Below are 17,993 nucleotides of genomic sequence, written 5' to 3' on the forward strand. Positions count from 1 at the left end.
TATGTCGTTAGCGTTGCGCTATATTGTATTTGCTTTTGCAATTATAGGTATTAGCCTGATTGGCTTAGTCCTTTCTATTAATCTTTGGTTTATCCCATTAGTCCATTATTATCTTCCTGATGGGGTCACGGTCGAGCGACAAAGCGGATTTTCGCTCTCCTTGTCTCATCTTTCGTTACCGTCCTTGTCACTTTCTGCACAAGGGTGTCAGCTCGCGCAGTTAACCGATCCTCGTGTGGCACTGAGCGGCTATCCATTGAAAATTTCCGCAGAAAAGCTGACGATTAATAGCGATTGTATCAAGCAGTGGCCAACAGTAAGTTCGTCTAACGCAGCACCGATGACTCTTCGACAATTACAGCAAATTTTGCCAAGTAGTAATCTTGATATCGCCTCAGTGGAAATCACGCCTTGGCCTAGCTATCAAGGTGCTTTACACTTTACATCTTTGGGCGCTCAGCAGCATTTGACCTATCAGGGTACAGCATTACAGCTCGATATGGATCTCGTTGGGCAAACGCTCAATATCCACAAAGTAGCGATCGAATATCCTCTCTTTCAACAACCATTAACGCTGTCAGGAAAAATAACTCTTGCCGATCAGTTAACGGCACTCCCTGAGCAGATGTCGATAGAAACTAAAGCCTGGGTAGACACATACCCGAATCCCCTAAGTATTCTTTTAACCCATGACCATCAACAAGGTTCATTGACTGTTAATGATGATAGTACACAACAGCAACTATTAAGCGCGCCTTATGCATTAACCGCCGATACGTTCAGTATTGAACAAGGAAAGTGGGCATGGCCATTGGTCGGGCAAAACCTAAGTGGCTTCTTCTCACTCTCTGCAAAAAATTGGCAAAAGGGGATCGAACAGACTACGTTGACCGGTCGTGTTAATGCTCTGACCCAAGGACGAGGTGGAAAAGGAAATATCGTATTAACCTTAGGTCCGGGTCGCTTATCGTTTTCAGAAAACGAATTTCCGCTGAGACTCACTGGCACTGCGAAATTGAAAGCCCTGCAATTTTATGCCGGGCTTCCTGCACTATTGAGAGGCTCATTATTCTCACCCGTTATTCATTTTCAACCTAAAGCGATGTTATTGATGCGCGGTGAGATCCTTCCTGGTTGGGAAGTTGATGAAGCGCGCTGGCCAATTGCGGGGGTTCGTCTGACATCGCAAGGGTTAAGCGGTCTGTTACAAGCCAACTTTATGGTTAGAAATGAACGTAGTAGTTTTTATTTGCTGCATTTAGCCGGTATGGCCAGTAACTTTTTACCGGATAAAGGTCGATGGGATTGGCGTTATTGGGGAAAGGGAATGATTTTACCTATCAACGCTAATTGGGATGTGCAAGGGCGAGGTTTTTGGCATAACGAGGAAATTACATTAACCTCGTTGTCCACCGGCTTCGACCAAATCCGTTATGGCAGCATGTTAATGCAACAACCACGTATGACATTGCAGCATCCCGCTCATTGGGTGACGCAAAAGGATAATCGCCAATTTACGGGAAAATTTAAAATTACCGCTGATCAAACCTTTTTCGGCCAAACCAGCCAGCTCCCGTCATCGCAATTAGATCTCAGTGTCCAAGGACCGACTCCTGAGCAATTTACCTTTAAAGGACAAATGGTGGCTGGGAATATCGGCCCAGTTCGTGTTATTGGGCGTCGGGATAATCGGCGCTGGTTAGGCCGAGCATGGTGGCCAGAACAGTCGCTGACTGTTTTTCAGCCTCTGGTGGGTTCATCGAAAAATATTGCTTTACGCGCTGGACGATTACGCGCGCAGGCCGCTTTCTCTTTCACCGATGAAAAAGGGTTCCAAGCCGGTGGTCATGGGGTCGTGACTGAAGGGAATGTCTGGCTACCTGATTACCAATTTCAAGGGGTTAATTTCTCTTTGCCTTTTCGCTTTAGCCAAGATCGTTGGCACTTTGGTCTGCGTGCGCCAGTGTCATTACATATTGCTAATATTGAGAACAAATTTCCAATGAGTGATCTCACCCTTAAAGTTAAAGGGAGTTGGCCTTGGGATGAAGAACACCCTTTGGATATTAATGATGCCTCTCTCAATATTTTTGGCGGCACACTCGCCATGCAACATTTGCATCTTCCTCAGCATCACAGCGCATTATTAGAGATTAAGCATCTTGGGTTAAGTCAGCTCATTACCGCGATTCACCCTAAACAGATTGCCATGTCAGGAAAAGTCAGTGGTGAGTTGCCTTTCTGGATTGAGAATTCACCGTGGTTAATTGAAAACGGGTGGATAAAGGATGATAAAGGCCTAACACTTCGCGTTGATAAGGATTTACTGGATCAAATATTGAAGAATAATATTGCAGCCGGAGCCGCAATAGATTGGTTGCGCTATATGGAGATCTCAAAATCCTATGCCACAGTACAAGTAAATGCTAAAGGGGATTTATTAATGAGATCTCAAATTCATGGAACGAGCCTCTTTGATGATAAAAGACAACGTGTAAATTTAAATTATCAACATGAGGAAAATATTTTTATGCTATGGCGGAGTTTGAGCTATGGCGATAATTTACAGTCGTGGATAGAGGAACAGACTCGGCTGCCTGCTAATATGGAGAACAGACAATGAAAATAGGCATTATCGCGATAGTTGTTATCTCAACAGCATTGGTCGGATGTATACCCAAAATTGAAGTTGCGGCGCCTAAAGAACCAATTACCATCAATATGAACGTCAAGGTTGACCATGAGATCACTATTAAAGCCGATCCTGATGTTGAGCGTTTAATTAATCAGCGACAAGCTGAAAGAACGCCGTCGAAAATGCAAGCGCCCAAGTAATCTATAAAAAAAGCGCCGAGAGGATGTCCCCAGTCACGTTACGTTTTCTAGGGATAGCCACCAAGGCGCTTTATTGATCTTGACTGAGGATTAAATCAGCGCAGTGATTTCCGCTTTCGCTTGGTCAAGAGATTTTGTCGCAAATTCTGGACCGTAAGCCATTCCTTCTGCAAGCACGGTTGTAACATCGGTAAGACCGATAAAACCGAGGAACAGTGCGAGGTAAGGGGTAACGAGGTCAGTTGGAGTATCTTTGTGGATACCACCACGCGTTGAGAGTACCACCGCTTTTTTCCCGGTAATTAACCCTTCCGGCCCTTTGTCGGTGTAGCGGAAAGTCACGCCTGCACGAGCAATTAAATCAAAGTAGTTTTTCAACTGCGTCGAGATATTGAAGTTATACATGGGGGCACCGAAAACGATGACATCATGTGCCTTTAGCTCTTCGATAAGTTGGTCAGAAAGCGTTAATGCTTCTTGTTGGCGATCACTCAGTGGTGCTTCGCTAGGACGTAATGCACCGACTAACTCGCCATCAAGAACGGGAATTGGGTTAGCAGCCAAGTCGCGAATAGTGACAGTGTCACCTTTGGCTTTTGCTTGCTCAGCATAAAAATCAGCAAGATGGTTAGATTGAGAATATTCCGCCAGGATACTGGACTTCAGAATCAATACTTTGCTCATGGGATTTCCTCGTTATACGTTAAGTTAACGTTACTATAGAGGGAAATGTTGGTGGAAAAAAGGCAATCTTTTCGATGTTTCTATTCAAATAATCTGAATAATACTGTGTTAATCCCTACGCGGCTGTCGAATTCCGCCGCCTGCCGTTTAACATAGAGCTATGCTATACTCGCAGCATCAAGGATAAGCGATTTCGCCTACCATAGAGATAACATCCTCCATTGCTTATATTTCAAGGTAATTCCGTTCTATGTCTACTCATGAATCGATGACTCTTTCTTCTCTTTGGGCGCGCGCTGAAAAGGTATCACTGCGTGATCGCCAACAGCTTCGCCGAAGATTGAGAGGTATCGATAAAATTACACGCCCTGAATCACGGCAAGCTGTTTTATCGAAAATTGAAGATGACCTTCAGGCTGCAGAACAGCGGTTGGCTATTCACGATGCCAGCCGACCTGCCGTCATACATTTTCCCGATAATCTCCCTGTCAGCCAAAAGCAGCAAGCGATTGCCCAAGCCATCGAAGAAAATCAGGTAGTGATTATTGCCGGTGAGACCGGCTCAGGTAAGACAACGCAAATACCGAAAATTTGTTTGGCTTTGGGGCGTGGACGCCAAGGTTTAATTGGTCATACGCAACCGCGACGCTTAGCAGCACGAACCGTTGCAACACGAATTGCCGAAGAACTGGGTAGCTCACTGGGGAGTGTCGTCGGTTACCGTGTACGTTTTACCGATCAGATTTCTGAGCAGACTCATATTAAATTGATGACTGACGGAATTTTGTTAGCAGAGATCCAGCAGGATAAACTTCTACTGCAGTATGATACCCTCATTATCGATGAAGCGCATGAACGTAGTCTGAATATCGATTTTTTGCTCGGGTATTTACGTGAACTTCTGCCAAAACGACCCGATTTAAAAGTCATCATTACTTCGGCAACTATCGATCCTGAGCGATTTTCACAGCACTTTAATCATGCACCAATTATTGAAGTATCGGGTCGTACCTATCCAGTTGAAATTCGCTATCGTCCTGTCAGTGAACAGAGCAGTGAGGGCGACCGTGACCAGCTACAAGCGATCTTCGATGCGGTGGACGAACTCTACCGTGAACCCCCTGGCGATATCCTTATATTTCTAAGTGGCGAGCGTGAAATCCGTGATACTGCTGACGCATTGTCTCGTCGGGATCTCAAACATACTGAGATCTTACCTCTGTATGCACGACTCTCTAACAGTGAACAAAACCGAGTATTCCAATCGCACAGTGGACGCCGGATTGTTTTAGCCACGAATGTTGCCGAAACATCACTCACTGTGCCGGGAATTAAATACGTCATCGACCCGGGCACGGCTAGGATTAGTCGTTACAGCTATCGGACTAAAGTACAACGCTTACCCATAGAACCTATCTCTCAGGCCTCGGCGAATCAGCGGGCAGGTCGTTGTGGACGGGTCTCCGATGGAATTTGTATTCGTCTATATGCTGAAGATGATTACCTGTCACGACCGGCATTTACTGATCCTGAAATTTTACGAACTAATCTCGCGTCAGTGATTTTACAAATGACAGCGCTAGGTCTCGGTAATATTCAGCATTTTCCATTTGTTGAAAAGCCGGATAACCGCAACATTCAAGATGGCGTGCGGTTACTTGAGGAGTTGGGGGCAATAGACAATAGTTCGCAAGGGGCACATAGGCTTACTGCTATTGGTCGACAACTGGCACAACTACCTATTGATCCGCGTTTGGCCAAAATGGTGATATCGGCCCAACAGTTTGGTTGTGTGCGAGAGGTGATGATTATCACCGCGGCGCTATCGATTCAAGACCCACGTGAGCGACCCATTGATCGTCAGCAAGCTTCTGATGAAAAACACCGCCGCTTTGCCGATAAAGAGTCTGATTTTCTTGCGTGGGTAAATTTGTGGAATTATGTGCAAGAACAGCAGAAAGCGTTATCAGGCAATCAATTTCGTCGACACTGTAAAAGTGACTATCTTAACTATTTGCGAATTCGTGAATGGCAGGACATCTATACGCAATTACGCCAAGTTGTACGTGAACTAGGCTTACCCGTTAATAGTCAACCAGCGCCGTATCGTGAGTTACATAGCGCATTGTTAAGCGGATTATTATCTCGTATAGGGCAAAAAGAGGTCGAAAAGGGCGAATTTATCGGGGCACGTCAAACTCGCTTTCATCTTTTCCCTGCATCGAGCCTATTTAAAAAGCCGCCAAAGTGGGTCATGGTGGCCGAGCTCGTCGAAACGAGCAAACTTTGGGGCAGAATTGCAGCCAAAATTGAACCCGAATGGATTGAGCCTCTTGCAGGCCACTTGGTTAAAAAGAGTTACAGCGAACCCCACTGGGAGAAAAAGCAAGGTGCCGTTGCCGCTTATGAAAAAGTGACGCTGTATGGGTTACCGATTGTCGCCCAACGTAAAGTGAATTATAGCGCTATTGATCCCCATCTATGTCGTGAGTTATTGATTCGCCATGCGTTAGTCGAAGGTGAGTGGTTAACCTCGCATCGCTTCTTTTCTCATAATCAACAACTACGCCTTGAGGTTGAAGATCTTGAGCATAAATCACGACGTAGAGATATTTTAGTCGACGATGAAACACTGTTTGCGTTTTATGAACAACGCATTCCTAGCGATATTGTCTCGGTTTGTCATTTTGACAAGTGGTGGAAACGCGCTTCTCAACAAGATCCCCACCAACTCGATTTCAAGAAAACAATGTTGGTACGTGATGGCGCAGGGCAGATTGATGCGAACGATTATCCCAATCATTGGCGTCAAGGCAATGTTCAATTGCCATTGAGTTATCAGTTTGAGCCAGGTAACGATGCGGATGGTGTTACTGTACATATTCCATTGCCGTTGTTAAATCAAATTGATGAAACAGGGTTTGATTGGCAGATCCCCGGCCTACGTAAAGAGTTGGTAGTGGCTTTAATTAAGTCGCTACCAAAACCGCTACGCCGTAACTTTGTTCCAGCGCCGGATTATGCCCAAGCCTTTTTGGGACGTGCCGCGGCATTTGAGGCTCCGTTACTCGAAAGTCTTGAACGAGAGTTTCGGCGTATGAGTGGGGTGACCATCGATCGCGAAGCTTGGCAGCTTGAGCAGATCCCCGATCATTTAAAAATGACTTTTCGTGTGGTGGATGGCGATAACCAACGATTAGAGGAAGGTAAATCCTTATCAGACCTGCAACGTAAACTTAAAGGCAAGGTACGTGAAACCTTATCAGAAGTTGCTGATGTTGGGTTAGAACAACAGGGGGTTACCGAGTGGAGTTTTGGTGACTTACCACAAATTTTCAGTCGTCAACAAGCCGGGTTTACCCTCAAGGCGTGGCCTGCGTTGGTGGATGAAAAGCAGAGTGTGGCAATAAAACTGTTCGATACCGAAGCCGAGCAACAACATGCCATGTGGCAAGGACAGCGTCGTCTATTATTATTAAATATTCCGTCGCCAATAAAGTATCTACACGAAAAACTGCCGAATAAAGCCAAACTTGGTCTCTACTTTAACCCTTATGGACAAGTGTTACAGCTTATTGATGATTGTATCCACTGCGGCATTGATAAAATTATGGCACAGCAAGGTGGATTAGTGTGGGATGAGCAGCATTTTACGGTGCTCAAAGAAAAGGTTAGGGCTGAACTTAACCAGACTGTTGTAGAAATTGCCCAGCAAGTTGAACAGATTCTTTCGACGGTATTTGCTATTAATAAGCGACTAAAAGGTCGTGTGGATATGGCGTTAGCATTAGCGCTAAGCGATATTAAAGCACAACTTTCACATCTTGTTTTTTCAGGATTTGTGACGAAAAATGGCTGGCAGAAACTCGGTGATACATTACGTTATTTGCAAGCTATTGAACGACGACTCGATAAATTACCTGTCGATCCGCACAGTGATCGCGCTCGTATGTTACGAGTGCAGCAGGTTGAACAACAGTTGCAGCGCTATCGTAATAAATTACCAAAAGCTGAACAGGAAAATGAGAAAGTAATAACAGTGCGTTGGATGATCGAGGAGTTGCGAGTCAGTTTATTTGCTCAACAATTAGGCACCCCCTATCCGGTATCAGAAAAACGTATCACTCAGTTACTCGAGGAAACGCCGAGCTAAAGGCTCGGCGGTCATTCGCTAGTTAATAGCATTAGTCAATGTTGGAATTTTACTGTTGAATGAGCTTACCGCAATGGCGCGGTTATCTGCGCGATAGCGATCTTCCGGTGAAGGAGCAGAACTCTGTACCCCAATGATTTGCCATTGATTATTAATATTAATCATAAGCGGTGAACCACTGTCACCCGGTAACGTATCGCATTGATGAGAAAGAACGGCAGTTTGTGACCATCCCGTTACCTTACATCCTTCATGGGCAAAGAGCTTATCTAAATTATCTGCAGGGTAACCCGCTTGTGTGACTTGATTATTTACCGACTTTAGGGCGGCGATTAACTGACTTCGTTCACCATTAAAGATTGGAATTGGTGTAATTGCCGAAGGGGGATTACGTAGGATCACGACGGCATAATCAGAAGGAGCCGCTTTTGCCGGGACAATCCATCCTTCTCCGGCCGGTTTTAATTTACCTGCAAGGCCAGGGGCCACTTTGGCATCAATATCGTGCAATTCATACAGCCAACCTTTCTTAGTTGTGACAAAACGAATCGCTACAGGGGGATCAAATTTCCCAGGAGGGGCAAGTAAACAGTGTCCCGCGGTTAAAGCAACATGAGGTGAGATGAGGGTAGCGGTACAGAGATTGCCGCTTTCCGTTTCCAGTTGCCCGATGGCATCCCACGGATGATCTTGAGGACGACTGATTTCCACACGGTGATCTTTACCAAAAAACAGTGTTTTAATTTGAGATGCGCTAGGCGTATCGTCATCCGCGTAAGCATGAAAATTACAGCAGATCAGGGCAAATAAACACAATCTTTTGAAGTGCATAATGTTCTCAACGGCAGGAAGGAAATTTTAGTGTAGCGATACTATAGACGTATCAGTTCAGAAAAGGGAAGGTAATTATGATGTTAGATAAAACAGCACGCAGCCATAATGCCGCAGACAACGACGGTCAGAAGAATAATTTCATAACGGTAGCGGCGCATCATGGGTAGACTCCAGTAAAGAAACACCCGGTTTGACCGGGTGTTTATATCACTATGACGCTAGTAGAGTGTTAAGCTATCTTATTTCTTAGTGACTTTCTTAGCGTGGTGCTTTTTAGCTGCTTGTGCTTTTTGAGCGGCTGCAGGTGCTGCTTTCTTAGCGTGGTGCTTTTTAGCTGCTTGCGCTTTTTGAGCTGCTGCAGGTTTTGCTTTCTTAGCATGATGCTTTTTAGCATGATGCTTAGTAGGCGCTGCAGTCGTTTTAGCAGTTGTAGTTGCTGAAGTCGCTGCAGGAGCAGTAGTTGTAGCTGCTGGAGTAGCGGTGGTGTCTGCAGCGAAAGCTGCTGAAGAAATACCCATAGCCGCGGCAACTACCAGTGCGAAAAGCTTTTTCATTTTAATTTCCTTCATATCACATTATCGGATAGCCCACTGCGGAGCTGGTAGATGCACTATATGAGTAATCGCTGCTGCTGTCCGTATGTGATTGGTATCGGTATGTAACGGTATGTACAATGTGCTTATCGGCCGAGGTAACGATGCTGCAAATGTTGTTTAAACCATCGCGGATTCAATATTTCACCCGTGGCTTGACGAATCAATGTATTGACTGGATAGCGGCTACCGTGACACCAGATATTATCATTAAGCCATTGGAAAACAGGTGTAAAATCACCAATTTTAATGGCCTCATGCACTTTGGGTAATTGGGTTTGCATGGCATTAAACAGTTGTGCGGCGTACATTGCACCTAATGTATAGGTCGGGAAATAGCCGAAAGAGCCATCGGTCCAATGAATATCTTGCATACAACCATCACGATAATTACCTGCAGTACTGAGTCCTAAATAACGTTGCATTTTGTCATCCCACAACTCGGGAATGTCCTCGACCTCGACTTCGCCATTAATTAATGAACGTTCTATTTCATAGCGCAAAATAATATGAGCGGGATAACTGACTTCATCTGCATCCACACGAATCAAACCAGGGGAAACATGTTGCACCTGTCGAACTAAATCATTAAGCGAGAGAGCATTAGCTGCCGTTAAATGTTGACAGATAAGTGGGTGGATACGCTGGAGGAAGGGTTGACTACGACCCAATTGCATTTCCATAAATAGACTTTGTGACTCATGGATCGCAGTAGAGCGGGCTAGGCCAATCGGTTGTCCCGCCCAGTGTTTAGGGAGATTTTGTTCATAACGTGCATGACCGGTTTCGTGAATAACGCCCATTAAGGCACTGAGAAACTCTGCTGAGTCATAGCGTGTTGTGATGCGAACATCGCTAGGGACGCCCCCACAAAAAGGGTGTGCACTCACGTCAAGTCGACCTTGTGTCACGTCAAAATCGAGTAATTGCATGACCGTTTCAGCCAGTGCTTTTTGTTGCGAAATGGGAAAAATCCGTGTCGCGGGTAAGGCAGGCAATGGCGGCTGACTGGCGACAACCTGTTGTAACAGTTCCGGTAACCATTGGGTTAAATCACCAAACAGTGTATCGAGTTGCTCACTTGTCATGCCCGGTTCGTAAAGATTTAATAGGGCATCATAAGGTGTACTTCCCTGTACGGCTGCTCGCAGTTTGGCTTCTTGACGGGAAAGTTCGACGACAGGTTTAAGATTTTGTTTAAAGCCATGCCAATCGTTATCTATACGCTGTTGTCGCCAGGCTTGCTCACAACGGCTACCGGCTAAGGCTTTTGCTTCAACCAATTCAGCAGGTAAAAGTGCCGCATCGGTGTAGTGGCGTTGCATCTCTGTGAGGTTGGCACGCTGATCGTCGTCAAGGCTCTCTTGCGCAGCGCGATCAAGCCATTCTCCGGTGCTGGATTGCGTTAATATTTCATGGTGCATCACACTTAATTCAGCCAGTGCTTCGCCTCTAGCTTGGCTGCCCCCGCTGGGCATCATGGTTTGCATATCCCATCCTGCAATAGCAGAAAGGTGTTCCAAACGGGATAAACGTTTAAAGCGTTCAGTGAGTGAGTGATAAGCGTTCATTATTTATCCTTACGAACAGAGGACAGTGTCATGGATTCATTGGTAAAAACACTCAATGGCCAGCTGAAACGAAAACAGGCGCCACCAAGCGGGCTACTTTCCGCACGAATACCTCCTTGGAAGGCTTGGGCAATGGAATGAACGATCGCAAGACCGAGGCCACAACCCCCTGTTGCCCGATCACGACTCGGGTCTAGCCTTACAAAGGGTTCAAATATCTTCATCCGTTGTTCAGGGGGGATACCCGGTCCATCATCTTCAACTTGTAAGTATCCGTTTTGTTGATCGAACCATAAACTAATACGTAGCCGTTGTTCTGCATAGCGTAGGGCGTTATTAACTAAATTATCAAGCACACGTTCCATTAATCGATGGTCGGTAATATGCAGCTGTGCCTGCGGAGGAATATCCAGTTCAATACTTTTATCTGAGCGGATCAGGCGTAAATCATCTCCCCATTCGATGAGCCACTCGCGCAGATCAACTTGTTGTAGTGAGAGTGCAACTTGCGGTCTGTCCAATCGAGCAAAAGTGAGCAGCTCTTGGATCAATCCTTCTAATTGGCCTATATCACGATTTAATGCGCTTGACTCTGCTTGTGAGAGATTATCACTCATTTCCAAGCGATAGCGTAAACGGACTAGGGGGGTCCTAAGTTCATGAGCGATGCCATCGATAAGCAGTTTTTTGCTGGCGACTAAATCTTTAATATTATCTGCCATTTGGTTAAAGGCGACGCCAAGACGGTATAGGCTCGATGTATTTTCAAATTGTGTTCGCGCATCTAAATCACCGTCGCCAAATCGTTGGGCCATTTTTTCCAGCTTCAACATTTCTTGCCAATGCGGACGCATCCAAATAAAGACCGGCAGTGCCAGTGACATGGCGATAAAGGTTAATAGCAGGACATCAAGCATGCGCATTTGATGTAAGAAAAAGAGATAAGGAATCGGGCCTACAGATAAAACATAATGGCTGCGGGGAATATGCTGGATAAACGTATATTGGTCGTCTAACGCAACAATTTCGCCTGCATGTAATCGACGCATATCGTCAGCAGGCAGCTGATAGTTAGTCAGGGGTTCAATATGTAATTTAAACGAGAGATTTAGGTCAAGATTAGCAATAGTGCTATTCCAATCTTTAGGCGGGATCTCCCGTAATTCGCTACGCATTAATGACAACGAACTGGCCATTAAATCGTTCATAGATTGTCGGCCAGCCCGCTCGGCGGTCATTTTATAGACTAAGCCCACGAGTAAAGTCATCACGATAAAACAGACGAACAGTAACAGGTAAAATTGAATGAACAATTTTTTCATTCTGAATCTTTTTCCCAAGCTTGGGGGGCAAACAGGTACCCTTTATTACGAATTGTTTTTATACGAAAAGGCTCAGTGGCACTATCGTAGAGTTTTTTCCGCAGACGTGAAATAGCGACATCGATACTGCGATCCATGCCATCATAGCTTACCCCACGTAGGGTTTGTAATAGCACATCACGATTAAGAATTTGCCCCGCATGGCTAGCTAATTCCCACAATAAGTCAAAATCTGCCGTTGAAAGGGCAATGATTTCACCATCGAGCACCACCTGCCGGTTAAGCATATCAATGGAGAGTTTGCCAAAGCTCACCATTCGGCTATGCCGTTGTGTCACTGTTCGTTCTTCTGAGGGGGCGTGCTGCTGTTTTTGACGCAGATGGAGACGTAGCCGTGCTAACAGCACAGCGGGTGGGGTGGTTTTTAATATGTAATCATTTGCCCCCATCTCCAACGCCAAAATATGATTCATATCACTATCCAGTGAGGTTAAAAGAACTATCGGCCCTTGCCACTGTGTCCGTAAATCTCGACAGAGGGACATCCCATCTTTTCCAGGTAACATGATATCAAGTAACACGAGGTCAGGATTCTCATTTAAAATGACCTCTTCCGCCCGATCGCCACGTGTTTCGATAATCACATCAATGTCGTGTTTTTTAAGGTAAGCGGCAATTAATTGACCGACTTCAATTTCATCTTCAACGTAAACTATTTTATTCATTTTTAACAAATTTCTTTTATTATTTAACAATAAAACAACGTTATTGGAAATTATAACTACGTTATCACGAAAAAGGCATCTCTTGCTGGTATAATTGCGTAATTATATGCGACTATAAGCGCCGCAGATAAGTGGAATCAATGACGGATACTGGGGGATGATGTGACGGTACCATCGACATCAATGTTTAAAGAAAATGACTGTATTTCATTCAATTACAGTAGTTTGCTCTCAGCGTCCTGTAAGAAAAAATGGCGTTTCGTTGATGCAATTTATGGCGTTCTGCCTATTTTCGGCGTTGTAACCCGAAAATCAGCCTTAAATAAGCTAGAAACCGCTGAATATTTTAAAGAACTCGCGTTACAAATAATCTCAACGCAAGTTAGTGATGAAATGAATATTGCACGACTATTGGTACTGGCTGAACAACAAAATATAAACTATTTCACCATTCAACTGCCGTACTCTCTGTCAGAGCATCAAATCGCGATTATTTATACAGAATACCGAAAGCCGGTTAATTTGTATCAAGAGAATGATTTTTTACACGTCACGTTCTAATGTTCTACCATTTTGAAAAAAAGGGATAACCCAAATGGGTTATCCTTTTTTTATAATCTAGTGATACCAATTACCATCCCACTAGCAATGATGGCGATAATCAATAATTTATCCAAAAGGCGTAGTTTATATTGATGTCGATGTTGCCATCCTGCATAGAGGAAAACCAATAGTCCAGGGGCATAGAGCGTCAGCGACATGAAAAGATGCTCAAGACCCGATGCGTAGATTAGCCAAACGCCATAAAGCGCTGCGCCTAGGCCAATAAAGAAAGGTCGATAGTGACGACTGCTATATGCGATTTTGGCTAAAAAGAGTCCGACTAACAAATAAGGGACTAGCACCATCTCCGACGCGACAGTTAATAGAGTGCTGTAATCAAGATGAAAAAACGCAATCGCAATTAAGCAAAGCTGTACGCTAACATTGGTCATCCAAAGGCTACCAATAGGCGCATCGGCACTGTTTTGTTTTGCAATAATTTTCGGAAACGCACCACGTTTTGCCGCGATAAATGGAATTTCTGCCGCCATAATTGTCCAGCTTAGATACGCGCCCGAGACAGAAAGAATGATGCCGCCAACAATTATCCAATAACCGTAAGGCCCAATCATTTGCGCAAGCAATCCTCCCATTGAGGGATTTTTCATCGCGGCCAATGATGCGCGTGGCAGAATACCCAATGAGAGGATAGTCACCAATAAATAGACAATCAATGCTGAAATAACAGCGTATAGCGTCGCTTTACCGATATCGTTTTTATTTTTTGCACGCCCAGAAACTACTACTGCACCTTCAACACCAATAAAGACCCATAAAGTGATCAGCATGGTTTGTTTGACTTGCGCCCAAACGGGAAGATGGAGTTGTGTACCGGAAAAATCAAACGAAAACTGCTGATAGTTAAAGTGCATGATCCCCAATACAATAAACAATACCAAAGGTATCAGTTTACCGAGCGTGGCTAGCAAGTTAATACTCGCAGCCGTTTGTACACCCCGTGAGACGAGTGCATGGATCACCCATAACAGTATTGATGCCCCAAGCATTGATTGCCAAGTGTTTCCATCACCAAACACGACATGGTTCTGAGAGTCAGTAAAGAAACTCAACGCCGAGAATACGACCACTAGATAAGAAACATTGGCGATCACCGCACACAGCCAATAACCCCAAGCGGAGAGAAAACCGATTGTTTTACCGAATCCATTTTCGGCATAGGTAAAAATGCCGCCATCAAGATCTGGACGTAGACGTGAGAGATAGAGCATCGCGGTGGCTAAAAACAGAATTCCAACACCGGTAATAACCCAGCCAATAATCAATGCTTCTGAGCCAGAAACCACAGCCATGTTTTGAGGGAGACTGAAAACACCGGCACCCAGCATAGAACTCAGGACTAATGCGGTGAGTGCACCAACACCTATTTTTTTTTCAGTCATAAATACCTACAAACTGGCTAAAATGTCTCGTTAGGATAACTAAAACAGCAGGTGATGCTAGTAACGGAAAGCAACACAGCATATTTATAGGAACGAGTGAGGGCGCTGATTCTACGAATTGAGCGTTAAGAATGCAATGAGTATAAATGCGGAAAAATGATTATTTATGCAGAAGTCGGCGAAAAGGTAGGCACCGGGGCGGTGCCTACTTAGTACTACTTGAAAAGCTCGGCTGTTACAGTGAGATTACCACCGCTTTGGTTCTGCCATTGACGAGTAATATGATAGTACTTGGCTCCTTTATCCGCAGCACGGCGTGCTATAGCGGTCGATATTTCCGTAGGGTTACCGAAGTGGGCCGTCATAGTTACGGTATCAAAAGGCGTCATTTGTGCAGCCGTGATATTATTAATTTCTTGAATCTTTTGCCCTTGTGGCAGTGTCACTGTGTAGCGTTTGGTCGAGGTCGTTTGTGTCTCAAAGAAGCGTCCGATATTAGGGGCCGATTCCGAGGATGCGACGCCAGGGATTTCAACATTTTTTGCTGCGACACCGCCAGTAGCCAACGCGGCTTTTCCTGCTTCAGAGTCTGCGGGTATTGCATCGGGGCTTTGGACAATACGTTGTGGGGCATCGGCCTTATAAACATAAGCGGTAATATACTGGTTACCGCCGTTGTTCGCGGCGATTTGGCGGATAATAAAAAAGGCATCTGCATTTTTAGCTTTTGCTGCCCGGGAAATCGCATATTCAACTTGTGGCTGGCTTGGATAATATCCCCGAATGCTGACAGTATCATAGGGCTGTAGGCGATAAGCCTCCGCTTTGGGTAGCGCTTTGATGCCATTTATATAGCGATATTGCGGATTCTTGGGGGCTGGAGCCGCATCCGGTAAATAAAGATCAGCCGTGATACGCCAGTTACCGCCATTACTGTTGCTATCGTGGACGGAGACTACATAAAATCCTGCAGCACCGGCCTGATCCGCACGTTTGGAAACGGCATTATTGACGTCGATTAATGAGTTAAAACGGCCGGAAAAGTTAATTCTTTTATAAGGGGCGAGAGTGGCTGCTTTTTGCGGACTTAATTCTTGTGCCGCATAGGCAGTAGATAGCCCTAGCGAAATAAGCGCTGTTGCTAAAACAGTAGCATTAAATTTCATAAACGATCCTTCAGCTTACGCAGAAATTAGAATTTTTGTTGTTGAAAGATAATTATTACATGGAAAAGACAAGCTGTCTTAGGCAATTTATTGACCTTTGTCTCATCATTTATGTCGCAGGCAGAGTAGCGGTTAATCCCGCTACTCTGCGAGATGAGGGTAAGGCTTATATTATCTTGAATCCGGATCAGGGCGCATCACCAAGAGGTCACAGCGTAAATGGTCGATCACTTGCTCAGCGGTATTGCCAAGAAAGGCTGCAGAAAACCCGGTGCGACCAAAGGTACCGAGCACTACAACACCTGCATTAAGATGCGCCGCCATTTCGGGAATGACTTCCTCAGGTTCTCCTTCTTCGATATGCGTGTGATCGCTTTCAATAGAGAAGGGTTGTCGTAGAGATTTCATGGCTAATAAATGCTGGCCTCGCACCGCGTCGCGGTAGCTCTGGGCATCAAAATCGGGTAATTCAATGGCTAAATTAACCGGTGTTAACGGGTAGGCACCAATTAAATGAACGTCAGTGCGATTCACTTTTTCAGCGAGCACTTGTGTTTCACGAACTAATTTTTGATTAAGTGCGTCGTGTTGTTCATCATCACTGGCTAAGTTGACAGCAACAACTGCCGTTGCAGTTTCGGGCCAAGGTTGATCTTTGACCATCCATACGGGACAAGGACTTTTTCGTAAAATATGCCAATCGGTAGGCGTGAAAATAACGGATTCGACTCTATCGTACTGATGAGCCATTTTTAATACTAAGTCATATCCACCTGTTTCGATTTCTTGCAAAATGGCATCATGTTGACGATTATGCCAAACCACTTTGATTGAAATCTCAATACCCGATTCAAGGTAGACGCGGGCTTGATATTTTAGCCACTCAGTACGTTGTTGGATCATCTCTTGACGCATACTTTCTTTTTCTTCAGAAGCCAGTGCAGTCGTGAGCTCGTAAGAGAGATCATAAATCGCTAAAAAAGCGGTAATTTTACCGCCCAATCGTTGATTAAGATAAACAGCGCGCCGAAGAGCGGGTTGGTCATCTTGATCAGGGTCGATAGCAACAAGAATATGGTGGTACTGCGTCATATGACATCCCCTCAGCGCAAAACGTTAACCTAAGGATAGCCCGGATTTGAGAGTAGACGGGTGAAAAAAACCGGATCATCATTGCCCAGTAACATAGCGTATCCGGTTAGAGTTATCTAGATAATTATTAAGCGCATTTCTGTACATGCCCCGCCAACGCATTCAGCATGTCATGATTCTCAATAGTGATATATTTCCCTTTAACAGAGAGCATGCCACTTTTTTGGAAACGGCCTAATAAACGACTAATGGTTTCCACCGTGAGCCCAAGATAATTACCAATATCACCGCGTGTCATAGTCAAACGGAATTCACGCTGAGAAAAGCCTCGTTGTGCGAAGCGTTGGGAAAGGTTCCAAATAAAGGCAGCTAAACGTTCTTCAGCATTCTTCTTAGATAATAATAGGATCATTTCCTGATCAGCCTTAATCTCGCCACTCATCAGCCGCATAATCTGTTGGCGCAGTGCTGGCATTTTACCTGCCAAATCATCCAGTGTATCAAACGGGATCTCGCAGACCATTGAAGTCTCGAGTGCTTGGGCAAAAGAAGGGTGATGGCCGCTGGTGATTGCATCAAAACCGATCACATCGCCTGCAAGATGAAAGCCGGTAATTTGCTCATCACCTTGCTCCGTAATGGTATAGCTTTTCAAGGTACCGGAGCGAATGGCATAAAGTGATTTCAATTCATGGCCGGCTTTGAAAAGCGACTGTGATTTTTGAATGGGTTTTTTACGCTCAATAATATTATCGAGTTGATTCAGTTCATGCTGATTCAGTGTAAAAGGAATACATAGTTGGTTAATGCTGCAATCTTGGCAATGAATAGAACTACCATTAACAGGTGCACGTTTAATAAGTCTTTTTTCACTGAGCATGATGAATTCTCCAATAAATTATCTGGGCATACTCTAACATTTTTCGCGAAGAAAAAAAGGTATTATCCACGATCAATTTATTGTTATTTTCCTCCTAAAAAATATGGTATTTATCTTGTTTAAAATCAATTATTT

The 17,993-nt window shown here is 44.7% G+C and carries 13 protein-coding genes and 1 pseudogene; 4 read left to right on the top strand and 10 right to left on the bottom strand.

Annotation, left to right across the window (positions count from 1 at the left end):
- Position 1 precedes the first annotated feature (1 nt).
- Both HGT73_RS03185 and HGT73_RS03190 read left to right on the top strand, forming a co-directional pair.
- Entirely contained in the window at positions 2 to 2,623 is a 2,622-nt protein-coding gene (locus HGT73_RS03185; RefSeq protein WP_214212223.1) for a YdbH family protein, read from the top strand.
- Positions 2,620 to 2,835 (top strand): YnbE family lipoprotein, encoded by a 216-nt coding sequence (locus tag HGT73_RS03190; protein ID WP_214212224.1) that lies wholly within the window; start codon positions 2,620 to 2,622, stop codon positions 2,833 to 2,835. The genes HGT73_RS03185 and HGT73_RS03190 overlap by 4 nt, the downstream gene beginning before the upstream one ends.
- 90 nt (positions 2,836 to 2,925) lie before the next feature.
- On the opposite strand, the gene HGT73_RS03195 is transcribed toward HGT73_RS03190, so the two are convergent.
- The gene (locus HGT73_RS03195; RefSeq protein ID WP_214212225.1) at positions 2,926 to 3,519 is read right to left on the bottom strand and encodes an FMN-dependent NADH-azoreductase; all 594 of its coding nucleotides are present in this window, start codon (positions 3,517 to 3,519) and stop codon (positions 2,926 to 2,928) included.
- Positions 3,520 to 3,769: 250 nt separating this feature from the next.
- On the opposite strand from HGT73_RS03195, the gene hrpA reads away from it, so the two are divergent.
- The gene (gene hrpA / locus HGT73_RS03200) at positions 3,770 to 7,672 is read left to right on the top strand and encodes an ATP-dependent RNA helicase HrpA (RefSeq protein WP_214212226.1); all 3,903 of its coding nucleotides are present in this window, start codon (positions 3,770 to 3,772) and stop codon (positions 7,670 to 7,672) included.
- 18 nt (positions 7,673 to 7,690) lie between these two features.
- On the opposite strand, the gene HGT73_RS03205 is transcribed toward hrpA, so the two are convergent.
- The 5 genes and pseudogenes from HGT73_RS03205 to rstA all read right to left on the bottom strand — a co-directional run bounded on the left by HGT73_RS03205 (position 7,691) and on the right by rstA (position 12,717).
- Positions 7,691 to 8,503 carry a trypsin-like serine peptidase gene (locus HGT73_RS03205; RefSeq protein ID WP_214212227.1) on the bottom strand — a complete coding sequence of 271 codons (813 nt, stop codon included), beginning with the start codon at positions 8,501 to 8,503 and terminating at the stop codon, positions 7,691 to 7,693.
- A 248-nt stretch (positions 8,504 to 8,751) separates the two neighbouring features.
- Positions 8,752 to 9,060, bottom strand: a pseudogene (asr, locus tag HGT73_RS03210) (acid resistance repetitive basic protein Asr); the annotation flags it as partial.
- A gap of 125 nt (positions 9,061 to 9,185) precedes the next feature.
- Positions 9,186 to 10,673, bottom strand: coding sequence for a carboxypeptidase M32 (locus HGT73_RS03215; protein WP_214212495.1), 1,488 nt, complete (start codon positions 10,671 to 10,673; stop codon positions 9,186 to 9,188).
- Positions 10,670 to 11,992: a two-component system sensor histidine kinase RstB gene (gene rstB / locus HGT73_RS03220; protein WP_214212229.1), complete on the bottom strand. Its 1,323-nt coding sequence runs from the start codon at positions 11,990 to 11,992 to the stop codon at positions 10,670 to 10,672. Before rstB ends, HGT73_RS03215 begins: the two co-directional genes overlap by 4 nt.
- On the bottom strand, positions 11,989 to 12,717 hold the full coding sequence (gene rstA / locus HGT73_RS03225) for a two-component system response regulator RstA (RefSeq protein WP_214212230.1): 729 nt from the start codon (positions 12,715 to 12,717) through the stop codon (positions 11,989 to 11,991). The genes rstB and rstA overlap by 4 nt, the downstream gene beginning before the upstream one ends.
- A 183-nt stretch (positions 12,718 to 12,900) precedes the next feature.
- On the opposite strand from rstA, the gene HGT73_RS03230 reads away from it, so the two are divergent.
- Positions 12,901 to 13,278: a hypothetical protein gene (locus tag HGT73_RS03230; RefSeq protein WP_214212496.1), complete on the top strand. Its 378-nt coding sequence runs from the start codon at positions 12,901 to 12,903 to the stop codon at positions 13,276 to 13,278.
- Positions 13,279 to 13,328: 50 nt separating this feature from the next.
- Here HGT73_RS03230 and HGT73_RS03235 read toward each other — a convergent pair whose 3' ends face one another.
- The 4 genes from HGT73_RS03235 to HGT73_RS03250 all read right to left on the bottom strand — a co-directional run bounded on the left by HGT73_RS03235 (position 13,329) and on the right by HGT73_RS03250 (position 17,858).
- Positions 13,329 to 14,720: a basic amino acid/polyamine antiporter gene (locus HGT73_RS03235; RefSeq protein WP_214212231.1), complete on the bottom strand. Its 1,392-nt coding sequence runs from the start codon at positions 14,718 to 14,720 to the stop codon at positions 13,329 to 13,331.
- A 215-nt stretch (positions 14,721 to 14,935) separates the two neighbouring features.
- A complete protein-coding gene (gene ydgH / locus HGT73_RS03240; RefSeq protein WP_214212232.1) occupies positions 14,936 to 15,886 on the bottom strand; it encodes a DUF1471 family protein YdgH in 951 nt (316 codons plus the stop codon).
- Positions 15,887 to 16,057: 171 nt separating this feature from the next.
- Entirely contained in the window at positions 16,058 to 16,978 is a 921-nt protein-coding gene (gene uspE / locus HGT73_RS03245) for a universal stress protein UspE (protein ID WP_214212233.1), read from the bottom strand.
- Between the two features lie 127 nt (positions 16,979 to 17,105).
- Entirely contained in the window at positions 17,106 to 17,858 is a 753-nt protein-coding gene (locus HGT73_RS03250) for an FNR family transcription factor (RefSeq protein ID WP_214212234.1), read from the bottom strand.
- Positions 17,859 to 17,993 lie beyond the last annotated feature (135 nt).

The sequence above is a fragment of the Rosenbergiella australiborealis genome (assembly GCF_018494035.1).
GTDB lineage: Bacteria > Pseudomonadota > Gammaproteobacteria > Enterobacterales > Enterobacteriaceae > Rosenbergiella > Rosenbergiella australiborealis.

Coding starts and splice junctions, on each gene's coding strand:
- HGT73_RS03235 (WP_214212231.1), bottom strand. CDS start 14,720: ATGACTGAAAAAAAAATAGGTGTTGGTGCACTCACCGCATTAGTCCTG.
- HGT73_RS03205 (WP_214212227.1), bottom strand. CDS start 8,503: ATGCACTTCAAAAGATTGTGTTTATTTGCCCTGATCTGCTGTAATTTT.
- HGT73_RS03250 (WP_214212234.1), bottom strand. CDS start 17,858: ATGCTCAGTGAAAAAAGACTTATTAAACGTGCACCTGTTAATGGTAGT.
- HGT73_RS03190 (WP_214212224.1), top strand. CDS start 2,620: ATGAAAATAGGCATTATCGCGATAGTTGTTATCTCAACAGCATTGGTC.
- rstB (WP_214212229.1), bottom strand. CDS start 11,992: ATGAAAAAATTGTTCATTCAATTTTACCTGTTACTGTTCGTCTGTTTT.
- uspE (WP_214212233.1), bottom strand. CDS start 16,978: ATGACGCAGTACCACCATATTCTTGTTGCTATCGACCCTGATCAAGAT.
- hrpA (WP_214212226.1), top strand. CDS start 3,770: ATGTCTACTCATGAATCGATGACTCTTTCTTCTCTTTGGGCGCGCGCT.
- ydgH (WP_214212232.1), bottom strand. CDS start 15,886: ATGAAATTTAATGCTACTGTTTTAGCAACAGCGCTTATTTCGCTAGGG.
- HGT73_RS03195 (WP_214212225.1), bottom strand. CDS start 3,519: ATGAGCAAAGTATTGATTCTGAAGTCCAGTATCCTGGCGGAATATTCT.
- HGT73_RS03185 (WP_214212223.1), top strand. CDS start 2: ATGTCGTTAGCGTTGCGCTATATTGTATTTGCTTTTGCAATTATAGGT.
- rstA (WP_214212230.1), bottom strand. CDS start 12,717: ATGAATAAAATAGTTTACGTTGAAGATGAAATTGAAGTCGGTCAATTA.
- HGT73_RS03230 (WP_214212496.1), top strand. CDS start 12,901: ATGTTTAAAGAAAATGACTGTATTTCATTCAATTACAGTAGTTTGCTC.